17 protein-coding genes and 1 pseudogene are annotated in these 18,863 nt (G+C 59.2%); 4 read left to right on the top strand and 14 right to left on the bottom strand.

Going from position 1 to position 18,863, the window contains the following annotated elements; all coding sequences use genetic code 11:
- Window positions 1-17 precede the first annotated feature (17 nt).
- From ACYZTK_RS24040 to selD, 10 genes are all read right to left on the bottom strand, one after another.
- Window positions 18-1,079 carry a hypothetical protein gene (locus ACYZTK_RS24040; protein ID WP_462012098.1) on the bottom strand — a complete coding sequence of 354 codons (1,062 nt, stop codon included), beginning with the start codon at window positions 1,077-1,079 and terminating at the stop codon, window positions 18-20.
- A gap of 151 nt (window positions 1,080-1,230) precedes the next feature.
- A complete protein-coding gene (locus ACYZTK_RS24035; protein ID WP_462012097.1) occupies window positions 1,231-1,761 on the bottom strand; it encodes a DUF3304 domain-containing protein in 531 nt (176 codons plus the stop codon).
- Window positions 1,749-2,306 carry a DUF3304 domain-containing protein gene (locus ACYZTK_RS24030; RefSeq protein WP_462012096.1) on the bottom strand — a complete coding sequence of 186 codons (558 nt, stop codon included), beginning with the start codon at window positions 2,304-2,306 and terminating at the stop codon, window positions 1,749-1,751. The genes ACYZTK_RS24035 and ACYZTK_RS24030 overlap by 13 nt, the downstream gene beginning before the upstream one ends.
- Complete coding sequence (locus ACYZTK_RS24025) at window positions 2,294-2,815, bottom strand: DUF3304 domain-containing protein (RefSeq protein ID WP_462014967.1); 522 nt, start codon at window positions 2,813-2,815, stop codon at window positions 2,294-2,296. Before ACYZTK_RS24025 ends, ACYZTK_RS24030 begins: the two co-directional genes overlap by 13 nt.
- A 28-nt stretch (window positions 2,816-2,843) precedes the next feature.
- On the bottom strand, window positions 2,844-5,153 hold the full coding sequence (locus ACYZTK_RS24020) for a T6SS phospholipase effector Tle1-like catalytic domain-containing protein (RefSeq protein WP_462012095.1): 2,310 nt from the start codon (window positions 5,151-5,153) through the stop codon (window positions 2,844-2,846).
- Window positions 5,141-5,611, bottom strand: coding sequence for a DUF3304 domain-containing protein (locus ACYZTK_RS24015; protein WP_462014966.1), 471 nt, complete (start codon window positions 5,609-5,611; stop codon window positions 5,141-5,143). The genes ACYZTK_RS24020 and ACYZTK_RS24015 overlap by 13 nt, the downstream gene beginning before the upstream one ends.
- Window positions 5,612-5,697: 86 nt before the next feature.
- Window positions 5,698-6,459, bottom strand: coding sequence for a DUF4123 domain-containing protein (locus ACYZTK_RS24010; protein ID WP_462012094.1), 762 nt, complete (start codon window positions 6,457-6,459; stop codon window positions 5,698-5,700).
- Between the two features lie 5 nt (window positions 6,460-6,464).
- Entirely contained in the window at window positions 6,465-8,861 is a 2,397-nt protein-coding gene (locus tag ACYZTK_RS24005) for a type VI secretion system Vgr family protein (RefSeq protein WP_462012093.1), read from the bottom strand.
- A gap of 372 nt (window positions 8,862-9,233) precedes the next feature.
- Window positions 9,234-10,337, bottom strand: a complete 1,104-nt coding sequence (gene mnmH / locus ACYZTK_RS24000) for a tRNA 2-selenouridine(34) synthase MnmH (protein ID WP_462012092.1) — start codon at window positions 10,335-10,337, stop codon at window positions 9,234-9,236.
- Window positions 10,337-11,371, bottom strand: coding sequence for a selenide, water dikinase SelD (gene selD / locus ACYZTK_RS23995; RefSeq protein WP_462012091.1), 1,035 nt, complete (start codon window positions 11,369-11,371; stop codon window positions 10,337-10,339). Before selD ends, mnmH begins: the two co-directional genes overlap by 1 nt.
- A gap of 226 nt (window positions 11,372-11,597) precedes the next feature.
- Between selD and ACYZTK_RS23990 the strand changes: the two genes are divergently transcribed.
- A complete protein-coding gene (locus tag ACYZTK_RS23990; protein WP_462012090.1) occupies window positions 11,598-12,554 on the top strand; it encodes a nucleoside-specific channel-forming protein Tsx in 957 nt (318 codons plus the stop codon).
- 476 nt (window positions 12,555-13,030) lie between these two features.
- Window positions 13,031-13,258 carry a DUF6555 family protein gene (locus ACYZTK_RS23985; RefSeq protein ID WP_045060943.1) on the top strand — a complete coding sequence of 76 codons (228 nt, stop codon included), beginning with the start codon at window positions 13,031-13,033 and terminating at the stop codon, window positions 13,256-13,258.
- Window positions 13,259-13,324: 66 nt separating this feature from the next.
- Here the strand turns inward: ACYZTK_RS23985 and ACYZTK_RS23980 are convergent, their stop codons facing one another.
- From ACYZTK_RS23980 to ACYZTK_RS23970, 3 genes are all read right to left on the bottom strand, one after another.
- On the bottom strand, window positions 13,325-13,492 hold the full coding sequence (locus ACYZTK_RS23980) for a metallothionein (RefSeq protein ID WP_462012089.1): 168 nt from the start codon (window positions 13,490-13,492) through the stop codon (window positions 13,325-13,327).
- A gap of 212 nt (window positions 13,493-13,704) precedes the next feature.
- Entirely contained in the window at window positions 13,705-14,157 is a 453-nt protein-coding gene (locus ACYZTK_RS23975; protein ID WP_462012088.1) for a DMT family transporter, read from the bottom strand.
- A 2-nt stretch (window positions 14,158-14,159) separates the two neighbouring features.
- The gene (locus ACYZTK_RS23970; RefSeq protein ID WP_462012087.1) at window positions 14,160-14,651 is read right to left on the bottom strand and encodes a DMT family transporter; all 492 of its coding nucleotides are present in this window, start codon (window positions 14,649-14,651) and stop codon (window positions 14,160-14,162) included.
- Between the two features lie 296 nt (window positions 14,652-14,947).
- Here ACYZTK_RS23970 and ACYZTK_RS23965 point away from each other — a divergent pair, with 296 nt between their 5' ends.
- A complete protein-coding gene (locus ACYZTK_RS23965; protein WP_462012086.1) occupies window positions 14,948-15,883 on the top strand; it encodes a LysR family transcriptional regulator in 936 nt (311 codons plus the stop codon).
- 65 nt (window positions 15,884-15,948) lie between these two features.
- Here ACYZTK_RS23965 and ACYZTK_RS23960 read toward each other — a convergent pair whose 3' ends face one another.
- On the bottom strand, window positions 15,949-17,265 hold the full coding sequence (locus ACYZTK_RS23960; RefSeq protein WP_462014965.1) for a Na+/H+ antiporter family protein: 1,317 nt from the start codon (window positions 17,263-17,265) through the stop codon (window positions 15,949-15,951).
- Between the two features lie 344 nt (window positions 17,266-17,609).
- Between ACYZTK_RS23960 and ACYZTK_RS23955 the strand changes: the two are divergent.
- Window positions 17,610-18,851: pseudogene (locus ACYZTK_RS23955) on the top strand (methyl-accepting chemotaxis protein); the annotation flags it as partial.
- Window positions 18,852-18,863: the final 12 nt, after the last annotated feature.

Below are 18,863 nucleotides of genomic sequence, written 5' to 3'. Positions count from 1 at the left end.
CGGCGATTTTCGGAGATTCAAAGAGTTGAGTCATCGGGTTCCACAATTCCAAGAGTCAAGGTGTGATGAGGATCGTTAGCCAACCAGGCGCAAGGCACTTGATGCTGTTCGACATAGGAGGCAGCCAGGGTCTGCGCGACCATGCCCTCCATCCTCTCCAGAGCGCCAAAGTTGGCGTCTTGCAAGTACTGACTGATGTTCCAGCCTTGAGTAGGAAGACCCGGCTCATCAGGCTGGGAGAACGACACACAGAACTGAGGAGGCGCTTGCAGGTCACTCTGCTGTTGGGCGCGCCCTGCCACGGTAGGCAGAAGTTCAGAACTCGCATCGAACCATTCGCCTCGGGAGAAACGCACGCCGCCTTGCGGAGCGATCAACCAGAGCAACGCCACCTCTCCGGCCGGCAGACGGCTGCCCAATCCAGCAGGTGAACAGTGGCTTCCGGCACAGAGAATGCGAGCGTCTGCGGGAGCACCCTGCAGGCGATGTATGATTGAATTGAGGCTCTGGATTCCAAGCCACGGCTCGGGCTCGTCGGGCAACTGTACCTGGGCGAAACACTTCGCCATCTGCTCCACAAAGGCTTGCCAAGCCGGGAGGGATCCCTGCCAGTAACAAGCCAGTGGCTGCAACGCGACTGGTTCCTTCCGTTGTACCCGCCACTGCAAAACCAACAGCATCGCCAGTTGCTTCTCGCGCTCGGCGGTTTCATCACCAAACACCTGAAGCAGACGGATCGCGGCGCCTGCCTCCGTACTTTGGGGCGTAGGAGGTTGGTGGTCCGGACTGAACAAATGTTTCCTGTGTTCAGGACTGCTGCAGGCGCCACCCACCAGCACTGCTTCACTGAGCGAAACTGTCTGGCGATGGCTTCCCCACCACGCGTCCTCTACTTGTCGTGCCGTTTCGGCATAGCACTGCGCGTTATGTAGATTGAAATGGGAGAACAGCATGCGCAGTAAAAACGCGAGCAGCCATAGAACCGAAATACCTGCCACGCCTACAACCACGAAAAAATTGCTCAGCTCCAGTTTTTCTGAAAGCAGCGACAGAACGGCACCGCTACCTGCGATGAGCATTGCTCCCCTGGCTATCCATTGTGAGTGGTTCGGCGCCGCCTTGAGGGGATAAGGATCGAACCTTGGAGCCGGGATCATGAGGACACCCAGATACAGTGGCGCATGCTGCCTTGATCCGGAATTTGTGGCAGGCACGGATGAGACAGGATGCTTATTTTGGACATGACTGAGGCTCCGGCAACTGCAGCGGTGTCTTGATCGGGTATCCGGGACTGCCGTAGGCGTAGCAGGAGGTGCTTAACTCGATTTCGTCGCAGGGCAGGAAATGGACGGTAATGCCGCAGACTTTTTGGCCGGTATAGTCGGGAATCGGTACTACCTGGCTGTGGATACGCGTTTGCGCATCGATTTTGTCAAGCCAAGCTCGGTATTTGACCCTGTCAGCAAAGCCTGGAAAATCTATCGAGCTGCCGGTGCCCGTTTCCCAGTCGACCCGCACGGTCATCCCTGGTTTCCAGCGCGATGGAGCGATGTAACAACAACCTCCGCCTCCCCCTTGGTAAGGACCAATCGCATCAAGACCTGAGCGACCATCAACACTGAAATGGTTGATGGCCCAGTGCGTGTGGTTGATAGCCTCGATGGTGCTGGCCTGGACGTCTTGCGCTAAAAACAATGCGACGAGGCCGCGTAAAAGGCGGGGTAGTGACTGGGATAGAGAGAGGTCGATCACTTGGGGCATGATTGAGGCTCCGGCAATCGCAGCAGTGTCTTGATCGGGTATTCGGGACTGCCGTAGGCGTAGCAGGAGGTGCTGAGCTCGATTTCGTCGCAGGGCAGGAAGTGCACAGTGATGCCGCAGACTTTTTGGCCGGTGTAGTCGGGCACAGTGACTAGCTTGCTGTGTTGAGTTTTCTGGCTGTTCACCTTTATCTTCCACGCAAGATACTTGGGCCGGTCAGCAAAACCGGGAAAGTCATCGGAGTAAGCCACACCTGTTTCCCAATCCACTCGCACTGTTATCCCGGGCTTCCAGCGCGATGGCGCGATGTAACAACAACCTCCGCCTCCCCCTTGGTACGGACCAATCGCATCCAGGCCTGAGCGACCATCAACACTGAAATGGTTGATGGCCCAGTGCGTGTGGTTGATGGCCTCGATGATTCCCGCTTGTACGTCCTGCGCAAAAGAGGTCAAAGCGAGACTGCAGAGAAGACCGGCACGCGCGGGTAAGGCTCCTCCCACCCAGTTGAGACACGAAAGAACAGCGCGCTTTATTTCGGACATGATTCAGGCTCCGGCAATTGCAGCGGTGTCTTGATCGGGTATTGGGGACTGCCGTAGGCGTAGCAGGAGGTGCTCAGCTCGATTTCGTCGCAGGGCAGGAAGTGCACAGTGATGCCGCAGACTTTTTGGCCGGTGAAATCGGGGACATTGACTAGTTTGCTGTGTTGAGTTTTCTGGCTATTGACCTTGTTCTTCCACGCTAAATATTTGGGCCAATCGCCGAAGCCAGGAAATCCTTTCGATCCTGCCACGCCGGTCTCCCAGGTCACGAGCACTGTCAGGTCCGAATGCCATTTTTTCGGGGCAATGTAACAGCAACCTCCCCCGCCACCTTGAAATGCACCGATAATATCGAGGCCTGAGCGGCCATCGACGGCGAAACTGTTGATGGCCCGGTGTGTGTGATTGATGCCCTCGATGGTGCTGGCCTGCACGTCGTACACTTGAAATGTCGCAACTAAACCGAGCAAGACGGCGGGGAGTAAACGAGACAAACGCGTGGCATTCATTGCCTGCGATAGACAGCGCTCAGCAGACTTAGACTTGCGCATCATTCACCCCCAGACGCTTGGCGTAATAAGCCTCCCAAATCTCATCGATGGCTTCCTGTGCTTGCGCCAGACGCTCGGCGTCCATCGGTGGCGGCTGAGTTGGGAGGGCTGGAGCAATGGCAGGACGAACGGCTAGCATGGCTGCGCCATCCTCTCCATATAACGCTAAATCCCGTCGCCCGGCGTTACCGAAGAACACCATGCGTTCGCTGAAATAGTGGCCCCCCAGTTCACGCCCCATCGAGTAAAGAAACCAGGCGCGCGAATCGTGCACCTGATCGTCGAACAGAGCGCGCAACAAACCCTCGGGCTTGTCGGCGTTCAGGCTTTCGTCCACAAGCCCTCGAGTCTCTTCGTCTTTATGGTTGCCCCAGTCGCTGGTCGGCGGGAACAAGAGACTGACCTTGGCTCGTCCCGCCGCTTTCATGCGCAAACGCTCAGCTCGTATCAGCTCGCTCATCTGATACGGATGTTGAACTAGTGCCAGCAGCGCCACGCGCACTGCAATGGAATCGAGCCATCCGGGACCGCGATAGGCTGACGCAAACTCCTCGGCTGCTTCGCGCAGCTGGGTTTGGGTCATGTCTGCATCGAAGTCCTTCACTCCGGGTTCCAGCGGTTTTTTTGTTTCTTTCTTAATATACTCAACAGCGAGTTGCGCTCTACGATTCGCCTCGACGCTCATCTGCGCCGTGTCACGAGCGTGCTCAGCGTTTTTGCGTACTAGCTTGTCTGCTTGGGTATCGGTTGCTTGAAGATAAAAGTCTTGTTGCAAGAGACTGGCAAATGCATAGCGATCGATACGCCATGCCGTGATCCAACCCATTTGTGCGCTTAATGCGGCTTCGAGGCTTTCTGCGGCAGGCATTGGCAGGTAGCTTTCGACTTGATCGATCGATAGAGGTCGGAGTGCGGGATCAAGACCGAGGGTTACCTGACGCCAGGCGTTGAAGCGACTAACCAAACTTGGACCAGCTTCAAACTCCTGCGCCAATTCGCTATCCATCACCCGATGATGCTCACGTACCAACTCTCTGGACAGAGCATCCTCGGGCACTTTCAACGGTGCGCCATGGGCAAAAGCATCGGCGTACATATCGTTCAGCGCGATCTGCGATAGCAGTAGAGCATCCCCTACTCCTGAGTTGCGGCTAATCCCCTTCCCCTGATCCCCCGGCGGGTACCCCCCTCCTACATCTGAATGCACCCCCGGATAGATCACCTCGACACTGTTCCCGGGATAACCGCCACCCTCCCCTCGAATGGATTCCAATGGGAAACACAACCGCTGCTCATGACTGGCCACCAGGTGCAGACATCGCTTGACCAAACTGCCGCCGGGCAATTGCTGATTACCATCGGCCCAGCTCATATGGCCCTGGGCGCCCGGGATGATGTCGGCGATGCCCACCGAAGCCACGGTATCCAACAGCCCCAGATACTCCACACTCACGGGTAATTTCAGGTCGACCAGCGTCAGGCTAGGGGTCGACCCGGAGAGCAATTGATTCAGCCAGCTGACAAAAGCCCGTGCTGCCGCTGCCCCCCGGGAAAATCCGTACACATACAGCTTGAGCCCCAGCAGTTTCATTTGGCCGGGTTGCGGCTGGGTCAGGGCAATACGCAGCGGTTTGGCCAAGGCAGCCAATTGCTTGTTAACTTCGCGACTCCGGTTGGCGAAACCGGTCGGCCATTCCAGCCCCGGCAGGGTGCCCATGGCCTTCACCGCAGCGCGCATGCTCGCGTTGTCCAGCCGAGGCTGGGCCAGCGTGCGACGCAGGGCGTCGATGATCATCATCAACGCCCAGTTGATACGCTCTTCGCCATATTTGGCGAAGGCCAGCCCAAAGGTGCCGTAGTCCAGATCGCCGACTTCGGTAAAGGGCGTGCCCACACCCGGCATGTAGTACTTGAAGAACTGGCCATTGCCGGTGCCCGCCTCATCGGTCAAACCTTCTGCGCTACTGCTGGCGTGGGCGGTGCCGCCTACATGGCCGGCGCCAATGCTGGCGCGGAATAAACGGGCGATATTGGTCGGGTGTTTAGGGTCCGAGAGGTAGAGGTCGTTGTTGAGGTTATTACCGGTGCCGTCGAAGAACAGGCTGATGTGCACAGTCTTGCAGCAGGGCGCCATCACCCGCCGTCCGGCGGCTATTGACAGGGCATCGTGGTAATCACTTTCCTGGCTGCGCTGGAGCCGATGGTTCTGGTAAACCTGAGCGGGACGGCTGGGCAAGCGACCCTGGGTAGGGAACTGTGGCGGGTAACAAACAGCGGCGTTTTTTACTTCGGACATGACTGAGGCTCCGGCAGTTGCAGAGGGGTCTTGATCGGGTATTCGGGGGTGCCATAGGCGAAGCAGGAGGTACTGACCTGAATCTCGTCACAGGGCAGGAAGTGCACGGTGATGCCGCAGACTTTTTGGCCGGTGTAGTCGGGGACTGGAAATACTCGGCTGTGTTGACGTTTTTGAGACTCTATTTCTTTTTTCCACTTTAAGAATTTCTCCCAATCACCAAAACCCGCAAATCCTGCTGAGCTCCCAGCCCCAGTCTCCCAATCAACCCGCACAGTCATCCCAGGCTGCCAGCGCGAAGGCGCGATATAACAGCAGCCTCCCCCGCCACCTTGGTAGGGACCGATGATGTCCAGACCTGAGCGGCCATCGACCTTGAAATGATTGATAGCCCAGTGCGTGTGGTTTATGCCTTCGATGGTGCTGGCCTGCGCGCTCTGCCCGAACACAGTCACCATCAGTGCGCAGACCAGGACAGCGAAATTCACAGGCGTTGAGCAACCGGGCACAGCGCTGAACAGACGTCCTTTCTTATTCAGCATATTCATTCGCCCCGTAACCTGTTCCAGGCGAAGGCTTCACGCTCAGGCCTGGAAAGCAACCCAACACGCGTGGCTTCAAGCATGGCGACGTATTGCGCGATAAAGCCCTGCTCGGCGCTCAATCCGGATGGCAGTGCCTCGTTGGGGTTGCCCAAGGCTAAGGTGGCGTCGCTGGCGCAGCCCAGGGTGTCAAGCTGGCTGTCGCTGAGTTCGATTGGGACGAAGCCGTCGGGACTGTCTGGAGTGTCCGGTGCCCCAAGCAGGCGATGAGGCACGCCATCACGATCAAGCCAGCTCCAGAACACGGCCGGTCGCAACAGCTGTTGCTGCTGGTCGGGCTCAAGAACATGGCTGAACAACAGAGGGAACAAGCGCGGATCGTAATAACGCAACAACCCCAGGCACCCGCCATTGCCAGCTTCCAGGCAGCGACCAAGGTGCTCGGACAGGTTTTCGAACGGCCAGTGGGAGGCCAACACCAACAGTTGCGAGTTCCCGCCCAGCACTTGTATCAGGCCCAGGAGCCATTGCCGTTGCAGGGGCTGCGCCAGGTCTGTACGTACCAGCAATGGGCCCAGTTCGTCCGCAGCCGACTCCGGCAGCCCAGTGAACAATGAGTACCAGGGCATTGCGGGTTCGACGCTGAGAACACTGGGGAGCAACGGAACCTTGCTGCCGGCCTGGTCGATAATGATGTCCAAGCAGGTTGTAGACGCCTGCTCGCACGAGATTTCCAGCAAATCCAACCAGGCTTTGAAGTTCACAGACATCATCCTCGTGGCTCCCTGAGTAAAAATCCGACGGCCTCGGCCTGGGCCTTTTTCAGGCACTCCTTGCACACCGATCCGGGCAATTCGGGAAGCGGAAAATTTCCTCCAGCCGGTGGGCTTTGCTTGTACTGCCCTTTAACGCAGATCAAATTCGGGCCATGAATCTGGATCTCGCCCTGAGCTGTAATGCGGATGTAGGCACCGCCGCAGCCCAGGGTGATCCCGTTCTTGGCCGTCAACTGCAGGTGGCCCTGCACCGACTGCATGGTGATGTCCTGCTGGGCAATCAGGTTCAGCAAGTCGCCATGGGATTCGATTTCCAACGGCCCCTTGCCGGACACCAGGCGCATCCCCTCCTGTTGCGCCAGCAGTGAAATGCCCTGATTGGCGTGGGCAGACAGTCGATGGGCAGCGGCCAGGTTGATCTCGTCGTTGCTTTGCAGGTAGAGCGCGTTGCCGCTTCTGAGCAGCAGGCTGGCGGGGGTGAGCACGCCAATGCCTTTGGGAGCGCTGAGCAGGATGGCCGGGGCCTTGAGGTCGTCTGCATCAGTCTGGAACTGTCGCAAGCCTTGAATATCCGGCGGGCGGCTGTGGTGTGCTTCGGCGGTCACCTGGCAGTCAGCGATTTGCTGTTTCGCGCCTTCGATCGACAGGGTTGCCGGCTGCATGGCGAGCACGTTGCCCAGGGCCTTGGTTTGCTCATCGGCACTGATGAACACGCCCTTTCCACCTCGAAGGGTTCCCCAGCCATCCGTGCGCAGCTCAAAGCCCTCGCCACGCTTCTGTTTCTTGGCATCCACCAAATGGCCAAGATTGAGCTGGCTCTTACCACTGTGTTCCGTACTGAGCTTGATGTGCTCCACACCCCGGTCATCCTCCATCCGGAGCTTGTTATTCGCCGGGGTGCGCAGCACATTGCGTCGGTAGTCGCTTCTGGCTAGCGTCACATGATCGGGGTGTTGGTCATCGTGCAGCGCATGAGCAATGTAGGGCCGGTCCGGATCACCCTGCTCAAACGCCACGGCCACTTCCGTGCCTGGAATCAACGGAAAATGCAGGCCATAGGTATCGCCGGCATAGGGCCGCGCCAACCGCAGCCACATGCTTTCCGCCCCGGCTTTCCAGGTGTCGCGGTCGAACATGAAGCTGACCCGGTAGCGACCCGTCATGTCGATCTCCGAGTACGGGTAATTGGCTTGGGGGCTGGTCAGTCGAGCCGGGATGGTGCCGGCCATTTTTGGCTTGGGTGGCACGGGTGGGCGAAAGCACACGTGGCCTGACCAGGGGATGGCCTGGAAGCGCGCCTCGAAGGTGCGCCCGCGTGCGGCGCGGGTGCTCAGGTGGGTGATCACGGCACCCGGGGCAAAGGATTTGAGTGGTTTGCCGTCGACGTTTAACAAGCCGCCCGGCATCAGGGCGGCGCTGCTGCTGACGCCGCTCAGGCGGGTCTGGTCGTTGAGGTAACGTTCGTGGCGCAGGCGCGCGAAGTAGATGCCGGTTTCCGGGGGCAGGTCCTTGTAGAACTGGTAGCGGTCGCCGAGGGCGGTGTAGGGCTCGGCGTAGTGATAGGCCTCGCCGTAGGTGGTGCTGGCCCCGCGCGTCTGGTCGATCTCGCCGTCCAGATAAGTGCGGATATTGCGCGGGTCATAGGCGCGGATATTGACGTGTTTTTCCACTACTTTATGGCTTGTTTGCAGGTCCCACACGGCATCCTCGTGGTTGCTGTTGAGGCCACTGGGGGTGTGGCTGGGCAGATCGACGATAGGCTGGCAGTGGAACTGATTGTCATAGAACTCCACCACGCCAACCTTGTACTTTTCGCTGCTGGTGAAGCGATAAAAGATTCCGACTTCGGCCAGCAGGCGGTCGATGAAGACCCCGTCGCTCTCGCCGTATTGCATGACCTGCTCACGCCTTGGGTATTCTCGCAAACGATCGAAGTTGAACTCGCTGTTCTGGAATCTATGGCGAGTGCGCAGGATGCTTTTGACGATTTCCGGGACCGATTGATTCTGGTAGATGCGGTACTGCTGGCCGCGGCCAAGCAGGGCCAGGCGGGGCTGCAGGGTCACTTCGTAGCGCGCTTCGTCGATTGAAGCGGACAGGCGTTTGAAGCCGGTGATATATCCGTGCACGGTGCGCAGTGGCTTGAATTCGGGGACGATGAAGCCGCGCGGCGTGAAGGGTTTTCCGGTGGGGTAAAGGCTGAAGCTGGCCGGGCGTTTAAGCATGGTTTCGGCAGCGAGGTCGAGGTCGCTGGCGGTGAATTCGACGTTGTAGGTGAAGGGTTGGCTGAGCTGTTCTTCACCCTGGAAGCACAGGACGTCGAGGTGGGTGTCTACGTCGTAGACGGACAGGGTGTAGAGGTTGTGGTCGTAGGTGAATTGCTCGGACATGGTCAGGACTTCCTGGTCTGGGTGGGACGGTCAGGAAGGGTTGTGCTTCCACCCTGGTCCTAGGGTTTGGAAGTTTTGGTGAAGGCGCACCTGGGTGGGAATAGGACGTTTCTGATGGTGGCGTAGGACGTTTCGGTATTTGCGCGAAACGAAATTTCCTACTTGCTGCGGGGTAATTTTCTTACCGATATAGCTGTCCGATATAGGCTGTTTTGCGGCTGCTGCGCAGCCGAACGCGGGCTTCGCCCGCTGCTACAGGGGATGGGTTTGGTTGGGGTGCTGTGTTGGGGTGGAGGTTTTTTTAGATCAAAAGATCGCAGCCTGGTTTCTCTCGGCAGCTCCTACAGGGGACCGAGGCGGGCAGGAACGACATTAATTTTGGCGAGCAGCTCTTTCGCGCAGATACTCGAGCACCGCATCGCGCTCTCCAGCGAACTCGATCCGGGCGCCCTTTTTCTCGCGCTGAAAGGCATACATCGGGTCGTAATACTCGCTCAGCAAGCCTTCGATCCAATCCCGGTGCAGGTCCACCGAGCCGCTGCGTGCCTGTTCTTCCAGAGCCTGTTCCATCAGCACCAGCATGCGCCGATGCCGCTCGCCACCCAGGCGTTTCTGCACGTTGTTCAGGCTTTCCAGCAACCGCTCGGAGAACAGCGCGAACCCTTCATCACCATGCACGCTGATGAATTCGGCGCACAGGTCCACCACGTAATCGCGCAAAATCCGCTCGACCCGCCCTTGCAGGCTGTCTTCCAGCCAGACCATCGGGTACTGCTGCATGCCCTGGTACAGCGGCAGCGGCAAGGCGCAGCTGCCGACTGTGCGGCTCTCGTCTTCCAGCACGAAGCGCTCGATGCCCGAGGCGCGTTTCTTCAGCATGTCCACCGCCAAGCGGTTCTCAAAATCGATGTTGGAGGGCTGGCCCGTGGCGCGTTTGCCGAAGCTGGAGCCGCGGTGATTGGCATGGCCTTCCAGGTCCAGGCCGTTGCTCAATTGCGTGAGCACCTCGGTCTTGCCGGTACCGGTCATGCCGCCCAGCAAGACAAAATCACACTGCGCCACTGTCTGGTCGACCGTGTCCAGCAGGAATGTGCGCATGGCCTTGTAGCCGCCACCGACTCGCGGGTAATCGATGCCCGCCTGGTCCTTGAGCCACTGCTGGACCAACTGCGAGCGCAGGCCGCCACGGAAGCAGTACAGATAGCCTTCAGGATGCGCCCGGGCAAAATCGGCCCAGGCCTGGATGCGTTCGGCCTTGATCGCCCCGGACACCAGTTGATGCCCGAGGGTGATCGCCGCCTGCTGCCCGTGCTGCTTGTAGCAGGTGCCGATGCGCTGGCGCTCGTGATCATTCATCAGCGGCAGGTTGACCACGCCGGGGAATGAACCCTTGGCAAATTCGACCGGAGCGCGGGCGTCGAGCATTGGGCTATCGTTGAGAAAAATGCTGCGGTAGTCGGTGCAGTCGATCGACATCAGAACACCTCGACCGCGTGGGTCTGTCGCTCGACCAGTTCGCCGATGGGTTCAAGTGTCAGCCCCAGTTCGGCGGCCACTTCGAGGAACTGCTGGTTACCCTCAGGCGTGACTGCGATCAGCAGGCCGCCGCTGGTTTGGGGGTCGCAGAGTACGCGCTTGTGCAGTTCCTGCAGGCGCCCGAGTTTGCTGGCATAGCTGTCGAAATTACGCAGTGTGCCGCCGGGCACGCAGCCTTGTTCCAGGTAATACTCGACCCCGGCCAGGCGCGGCACGCGGGCGTATTCGATGCGCGCGGTGAGGTGACTGCCGTCGGCCATTTCCACCAGGTGCCCGAGCAGGCCGAAGCCGGTGACGTCGGTCATCGCGGTTACGCCTTCAAGCTTGCCGAAGCGGCTACCGGGCTTGTTCAGGGTGCACATCCAGTCCCGGGCCAGGCCGATATCAGCCGGGCGCAACTTGCCCTTTTTCTCGGCGGTAGTGAGGATGCCGATGCCTAGGGGTTTGGTCAGGTACAGCAGGCATCCGGCAGTCGCGGTGTCGTTGCGCTTCATGTGGCGTTTCTGCACCAGCCCGGTCACGGCCAGACCGAAAATCGGTTCGGGCGCATCGATGGAATGTCCGCCAGCCAGGGGAATTCCCGCTTCATCGCAGATCGAACGGCCGCCACGGATCACTTCCCGGGCCACCTCCGGGGCGAGCACATTGACCGGCCAGCCGAGGATCGCGATCGCCATCAGGGGGTCGCCGCCCATGGCGTAGATATCGCTGATGGCGTTGGTGGCGGCGATGCGGCCGAAGTCGAAGGGGTCATCAACGATCGGCATGAAGAAGTCGGTGGTGGACACCACGCCGCGTTCTTCGTCGATGGCATAGACCGCGGCATCATCGCGTGAGGCATTGCCGACCCAGAGATTCGGATCGAGGTTCTGCGCCCCGCTGCCAGCCAGGATCACTTCCAGTACCTGGGGGGAAATCTTGCAGCCACATCCTGCGCCGTGGCTGTATTGGGTCAGACGGATCGGCTCGCTCATGGGGGCACCTTGTGTAGTCAGGTTGATGATCCTACAGCAAACGCCGGGTTCGATTTGCTTACTGAAGCTCGACAGATCGTGCACATGTGCAGGCAGTTGCAGCTCCGCTTTCGAAACTGGTATGTCTTATGCAAACGTTTGCGAGCTGCTGATAACAGCGTGTTCGACCCATAACAATGAGGGCCCGGAGCACCGGGCACCCGCTGGATTTAGAAAGGGATTTTCAATGATTGGCACATTCAGCCTCGTAACAGGCACTCGCAATTTTTCTGTTTCCTTACTGCTCGCCGGCGTTACAGGACTACTCAGCGGCCACCTCGCCGCGCAAACTGTCACCGCCGCTGAATCCGCCCAGGGCGAAACACTCAGCCCCGAAGCCAGCCCGCTGAAAAAAGGCGCTTACCTGTCGGACTGGTTCAATCAGGACCTGATGCTGATAGGCAGCAAGGACATCAGTTTCGGCCCGCAACCAGCCGACGATATCTACCTGGAATACGAGTATTTCGGACGCAAGGGACCGTTCGAGCTGTACGGCTACATCGACATTCCGAAGATCTTCAACATCGGCAACAGCCACGACAAGGGCGTCTGGGACCATGGTTCACCGGTGTTCATGGAGCACGAGCCGCGGATTTCCATCGACTACCTGGCCGGCCGCAGTCTGGCCATCGGGCCGTTCAAGGAATGGTACGTGGCGTTCGACTGGATCTACGACCACGGCAGCAACAGCGCCAACCGCGCCAATACGCTGTACAGCGGATTGGGCACGGACATCGACACGCATTCGCGGGTCAATTTGTCGGCGAACTTCTATGGGCGTTACCAGTGGGAGAACTATGGCGCCAGCAATGAGTATTCGTGGGACGGTTATCGTGCGCAGTTGAAATACATCGTGCCGATCAGCAATTTCAGCAATGGCGCGTCGTTGACTTACATTGGTTTCACCAACTTCGATTTCGGCTCGGACCTGCACAAGGACAACCCGGCCCGCACGGCCAATGCGACGGTGGCGACTAATGTGTTGCTCTACTCGTTCACGCATCTGCGCTTTATGCTGGTGGGGCGCTATTTTCACAACGGCGGGAATTGGCAGGATGGCAGCGAGTTGAATTTTGGCGATGGGGATTTCAGGGCTCGATCGGATGGGTGGGGGTATTACGCGGGGGTTGGGTATCAGTTTTGAGGGCTCGCGCCGCAGGGGCATGTGTACATATCAATTTCTGCGGTGACGGCTTTTATTGATTCGCCCCTACAGCGTTTGGGATTCCTTGTAGGAGCTGTCGAGTGAAACGAGGCTGCGATCTTTTGATCTTGCTGTGTACATATCCGTTGCTGCGGTCATGGCTTCTATTGGTTCCGCTTTTACAGCGGGTCACTTGGAAATGGCTGCGCGCCCCGGCCCCAAGTAACCCGCCGTAAGGGCGGAACCATTAGAAGTCGTTACCGCAATAACGGATATGTATACGGCAAGATCAAAAGATCGCAGCCTCGTTTCACTCGACAGCTCCTACAGGGGAAAGAGGGGAAAGAGGGGAATTCAAACGCCGTAGCAGCTATTGCCGCAGGAATGGCTGAGCAATTGCCACCGTCCGACAATCCGACTGAATTTTCCGCCCCGCTGACGATCCTTCTATTACCACAGGGAGAATCACGGGCTTTATGAACAACGCAAAATTATTCGTCATTGAATACACCCTTCATGGCGCCCCCAAGTCCTTCATTATCCGCCTGGACAAGATGGATAACGCAGAGGCCTGGCATTGGGCGAGCTGTGACGCCGGCGTGGGTCGGATCCCGCGTTTTGGCCGGGAGAAAGTGCAGAAGACCAGCAAGCCGATGGCGGAGAAATTCGGTGTCGAGAATGTGACCTGGCGACCGGCCGGCTGAAGTGTCCGCAGTTGATTCAAAACCAGAGTGGAGCCTGAAAAGGCTCCACTCTGTTTGCGTGGCCAGTCAGCTGTGGGCGCACTTGCAGCCTTTGGATGAGCACTCTTCGCCATGCTCATGGTGCTTGGCGCAGGCTTCGCAGCAGTAATGCTTGCCGTGTCGCGCGATCGGGTGATCACCCAGCTCGCATTTGCATTTGGGGCAGTCGCAGGTATCGGTCTTGGTTGCGGGCATGATCTGACTCCATGGTTATGGTCGTCCGGGTGCAACGGATGCGCACCCGTCTCCACAGTGTAGGAGCTGCCGCAGGCTGCGATCTTTTGATCTTAAAAAACAGATCAAAAGATCGCAGCCTGCGGCAGCTCCTACGGGACCATCAATCATCCACAAATCCGCCAGCAGCCAGCAGCCAGCAGCCAGCAGCCAGCAGCCAGCAGCTTTCCTGATTAAGCCTGCCGGGTATTACTCCGATACATAAACAGCAACGCCAATGCCAGGCACACCATCGCCAGTATCCGGCTACCGGACAACTCGATCGCCGGATTGCCCAGCCACCCGAAGTTGTCGATCAGCATGCCCATGCCCAACTGCCCGACGATCACCGCCACGGTGGCCACCGCCGTACCGACCCGTGGCACCGCGCCGACCATGACCATCATGTAGACCACGCCAAACAGCGCACCGCTGAGCTGCCATTTCGGCACGTCCAGGAGGCTCACTGCATGGGCCGGTTCGAAAAACAGGATCAGCAAACCCGTGACCACAGCGCCGACCACGAAGGTCAGGAGGCTGCTGCGCAACACGCCCACCGTTTCCCCGAGGCGCCCATTGATCGCCGCTTGCACACTCAATACCGCACCGGCGGCCACGACCACTGCCAACAAGATAAACAGACTCATCATCAACCCCTGGCAATCAGAACAAGTGCCACAACAATCAGCAACAAGGCCAGCCAACGCTCACCGTTGACCTTTTTTCGCGCTGCACCAAACCAACCAAAATGGTCGATCAGCACGCTCTTGCCGACCTGCCCGGAGAGGATCGCAATCATCGTCATGGCGATGCCGATATGTGGAGTGGCCAGCGTCAGCACGATCACGTACACCGGCCCGAGAAAACCGCCGATCAATTGCCAGCGCGGCAAGGTGTTCAAGGCCGGTCCCTGCTGCGGGCCGCTCAATAACAGCAGCAAAAACAGAATGGCCGAGCCGACGCCAAAAATGCTCAAGGTCGCCCACAGATGCCCGACCTGCACTCCAAGCGGTCCAAGCAACCCGGCCTCCACGGAAAGCCCCATGCCAGCCAGGATCACCAGCGGCAGCAGCAACAGCCGCAGGCCCGGTTTGGTGGCAGGCGCCGAAACGGCGTCTACCTGTTCGATAGAAGATTGCATGACCAGCACCTCGCGCTCCCCCTTGACTTACCGAACTGCCGGACCGCCGGATCGTAGGAGCTGCCGAGTGCAACGAGGCTGCGATCTTTTGACGCTGCCTGTCAAAACAGGATCAAAAGATCGCAGCCTCGTTGCACTCGGCAGCTCCTACAGGCCTATTTTCCATCCAGGTCGGCATTTAAAGCGGGAGTGAATTGTCGTTGAGAAACAAGTGCGCATTATCGGCTGGCGCCTCTTTGCGATAAATGAGAGCATCCAGACAACACTTTTGCGTATCACGCACAGCAGGATTGGCCATGCACGGTCTCAACGAATTCAGTTTCAAGGCGCTTCGGCTATTTGTCGCGGTGCTCGACCATGGCAGCTTTTCCGAGGTAGCCCGACGCGAGGGCCTGGCGCCCTCCTCCATTTCGCGGCAGATTCAGCTGATGGAACAGGCCCTCAACCAACAACTGCTCTACCGCCACACCCGCGCCGTCACCCCCACCGAAGCCGGGCGCATGCTCGGACATCACGCGCGGCTGGTGCTGGTGCAGCTCGAAGAAGCCGAACAGGCGTTGCAGGAGCAGCAAAGCGAGCCCAGCGGACTGGTGCGAATCAACGCCCCGGTAGTGTTCGGGCAACGCCATCTGACGCCCTGGCTGGGCAAGTTGTGCGCGCGCTACCCGAAGCTGCAGCTGGATATCCAGCAAACCGACAGCTACGTCGACCCGCTGCAGGAAGGCGCCGACCTGCTGTTTCGCATCGGCCCGCTACACGATTCCAGCATGCAGGCGCGCATTCTGGCGCCCCATCGTTTCCAGGTGGCGGCCAGCCCGGCGTATCTGCAGCGTCGCGGTACACCGCAACATCCCGACGATCTCGCTGAACATCAGTGCCTGGCTTATAAAGGTGTAGCCGGTCAGCAGCGCTGGTTTTTCCGCAAAGGTCAGCTGGACTGGGCGCCCTACTCGGTCAAGGGGCCGATCACCGGCAATCACGCCGACACCCTCACACAAGCCGCCGAGCAAGGCCTGGGGCTGGTGATGTTTCCTTCGTGGTTGATCGGTGAAGCGGTGCGCAACGGCACCCTGGTGCCGGTGCTGGGGGAGTATCAGGTGTCCAACAGCCTCGAACCGCAACAGATCGCCGTGCTCTGGCCCGGCAGCCGTCGTTTGTCGGTGAAGGTCAGGACGGTGATCGATTTTTATCTCGAGTGCTTCGGCGCGATCCCCTATTGGGACCGGCCATAGCAACGTGGAGTGAGCATCGCAGCGCCTGGATCGCGGGCAAGCCTTGCTCCCACAAGGGACAACGGCTACAACACCATCGCCGCTACCCAACCGAACGCCAGCAACGGCAGGTTGTAGTGCAGGAACGTCGGGACCACGGTGTCCCAGATATGGTGGTGCTGGCCGTCGATGTTCAGGCCGGAGGTCGGGCCGAGGGTCGAGTCCGAAGCCGGAGAACCGGCATCGCCCAGGGCGCCGGCGGTGCCCACAATGCTGACAATCGCCAGCGGGCTGAAGCCCAGCTGCACGCATAGCGGCACGAAAATCACCGCGAGGATCGGCACGGTAGAGAACGACGAACCGATGCCCATGGTCACCAGCAAGCCCACCAGCAACATCAGCAGAGCACCGATGGCCTTGCTGTTGCCAATCCACGAGGCCGACGTTTCGACCAGCGACTGCACATCCCCGGTGGCCTTGATCACTTCGCCAAAGCCCGAGGCGGCGATCATGATGAAACCGATCATCGCCATCATCTTCATGCCTTCGGTGAACAGGTCGTCGGTATCACGCCACTTCACAATCCCCGACACCGAGAAAATCAGGAAGCCTGCCAGGGCGCCAATGATCATCGAATCCAGCAGCAACTGAATGACGAATGCCGCGACGATGGCCAGGCCCGCAACGATCAGGCTCAGCGGGTTGTACTGCACCGCGACCTGCTCGACCTGCTCGATCTTGTTCAAGTCGTAGACGCGTTTCTTGCGGTAGCTGATGAACGCCACCGCCAACCCAAACACCATACCCAGCGCCGGAATGCCCATGGCATGGGTGACGTTGATGCCGCTGATGTCTACGCCGCTGCGAGCGACGTTGGCCAGCAGGATTTCATTGAGGAAAATGTTGCCGAAGCCCACCGGCAGGAACATGTACGGCGTGATCAGGCCGAAGGTCATGACGCAGGCGATCAGTCGCCGATCCAGTTGCAACTTGGTCAGCACGTACAACAGCGGCGGCACCAGCAACGGGATGAACGCGATATGGATCGGCAAGATGTTCTGCGAAGCGATGGCCACGACCCACAGTAGGCCGATCAGCAGCCATTTGACCCGGCCACCACTGCTGGCATGCTGGCGATCGACCATCGCCAGGGCCTTGTCCGCCAGGGCATGGGCCATCCCCGACTTGGCAATCGCCACCGCAAACGCCCCCAGCAATGCATAGGACAGTGCCACGGTAGCGCCGCCACCGAGGCCGCTGTTGAAGGCTTTGAGCGTGGCGTCGATGCCCAGGCCGCCGGTCAGACCACCGACCAGCGCGCCCACGATCAGCGCGATCACTACGTGCACGCGGGACAGGCTGAGTATCAGCATGACGCCGACCGCAGCAATTACTGCATTAATCATCGTTACCTCAAGGCAAGCGGAATGAGCTCAGCCGGCAGTCTGCGAAGAGCCGCCAGCGGATTGAAGAATGGGTTTTATTAGAGGGCGCGCACTGTGAATGAAGCAGCTGCAAGCTGCAAGCTTCGGGCAGCAAGTCGACGCGAAAAAAACCCTGTAGGAGCTGCCGAAGGCTGCGATCTTTTGATCTTTAGCATTACTGATGACGCTGGAAGATCAAAAGATCGCAGCCTTCGGCAGCTCCTACGGGTTCAGGGTCGATATTCGGTGAATACCATCAAGAATCCCCAATCACGGCCGATACAGTGCAATGCCGCAGATATTTATCGAATAAGGACGTCTCCATGTCACTCAGACAACTCTCCATTCAATGGAAAATCACCCTGCTGGCCGGGCTTTGCCTGGCGGGTATCGTGACCCTGCTGGTGGGTCTTTCGCTGTATCGCATGGAGCACAGTTCCGCCCTGGTGAAGGCCTCGAGCATGGAGATGCTCACCGAAGCCGCCCAGGCGCGCATCGAATCCCAGGGTGAAAACCAGGCGCTGGTGATTCGCCAGCAGTTCATGGACGCCTATCAATACGGCCACGGTTTTTCGCGCCAGGTGCTGTTCCTGCGCGACCAGGCGGAAAAACGCTTCCTCGATGCCTTCGACTTGCGTGAAGACCTTACCCGCCAGGTCAAGTCGGCGCTGCAAGCCAACCCTGAACTGCTCGGCCTGTCGCTGGTGTTCGAAGCCAACGCGCTGGACGGCAAGGACGAACTGTTCGCCGGCCAGGCCGAGCTCGGCAGCAATGACAAGGGTCGTTTCGCCCTGTACTGGTCGCAGCCTACTCCAGGCAAGGTGACCTCGATGGCGCTGCCGGAAAGCGACATGGCCGACACCAGCACCGGCCCCAGCGGCGAACCGGCCAACGCCTGGTTCACCTGCCCGCGCACCTCGCTCAAGCCGTGCGTGATCGAGCCATATTTCTACATGATCGACGGTCAGAACGTGCTGATGACCAGCATCGTCTTTCCGCTGATGGTCAACGGCAAGGTGATCGCCTCGCTGTCGGTGGACATCAACCTCAACAGCCTGCAGACGATCAGCCAGGTCGCGAGCAAGAAACTCTACGACGGCCAGACCAACGTCAGCATCATCAGCCCGGTGGGCCTGCTGGCCGGCTACAGTGCAGACGCGGGCAAGCTCAGCCAGCGCCTGGACAGCGTCGACAAAACCAGCGGCGCCGAGCTGATTCGTCTGCTGGCGGCCAGCGACAAAACCGCCAGCCTGCACGCTGACCAGCAGCTGAAAGTACTCGCGCCGTTCGAGCCGATCCCCGGTGGCAAGTCCTGGGGCGTGTTGCTGCAGGTGCCGGAACAGGTCCTGGTCGGCCCGGCCGAAGCCCTGGAAAAACAACTCGACGAGAGCAACACCGCCGGCACCCTGGTCGAACTCGGCCTGGGCGTGCTCGCTGCATTGATCGGCCTGTTGCTGGTCTGGTTGATGGCACGCAGCGTGACCAAGCCGATTCTCGGCGTGGCACAGATGCTCGAAGACATCGCCAGCGGCGAAGGCGATCTGACCCGTCGCCTGGCCTACGACAAACAGGATGAG

Source organism: Pseudomonas sp. LB3P31, assembly GCF_054897945.1.
Note: the sequence above shows the minus strand (reverse complement) of the source record. Positions and strands in the feature narration are given on the sequence as shown.